This is a genomic window from Streptomyces flavofungini, from assembly GCF_041028215.1.
Classification (GTDB): Bacteria; Actinomycetota; Actinomycetes; order Streptomycetales; family Streptomycetaceae; genus Streptomyces; species Streptomyces flavofungini_B.
The window spans coordinates 1-515 of the sequence record NZ_JASKYR010001484.1; the positions used below are offsets into that span (position 1 = coordinate 1).

1 protein-coding gene is annotated in these 515 nt (G+C 72.8%); it reads left to right on the top strand.

Features of this window, described 5'->3' with window-relative positions:
- The coding region (locus AB8Z36_RS41785; RefSeq protein WP_369218532.1) for a hypothetical protein at positions 1-444 on the top strand (444 nt) is incomplete at its 5' end.
- Between the last annotated feature and the right edge of the window lie 71 nt (positions 445-515).

A 515-nucleotide genomic window follows, 5' to 3' on the forward strand; every position in this document is an offset into this window, starting at 1 on the left:
CTCGGGGTGGTGGTGCTCGCCGGGTGGCTCTTCGCTGATCTGCTGCTCGTGCTCGCGCTCGTCTCCATGGCCGACCGGCCCGACCCCCTGGCCGACGACCGGCCCAAGCCCTCGCCGACCAAGCCCGAGCCGACGCCCACGGGGCCGCGCTCGGTGGACCGCCATCCGCAGGAGTTCAAGGTCTCGGGACGGGACAAGGGCAAGCTCGCCGAGCAGATCGGCAGGGGCACCCGGAAGTGGAAGGGGCGCACGGCCGCGCTCGTCCTCACCTTCGGCGGCGGACCCAACGGCACCGACTACGCCCACCGCGTCAACGGCCTGCTCGGCAAGGGCCGCCCGGACATGTTCACCGGGAAGACGGCGACGGACGACTTCCACAACCTCGGCAAGAGCCCGGAGACCGCCGTGGTCCGCGTGTACTTCTACACCGCGCCCGGCGGCTGAGCCATGGCGGTCCTGCGCCCCGGCGAGCGCCCGAGAACGAGCGGCAGGAAGCCGCCGCSGCSCGSYGTAGA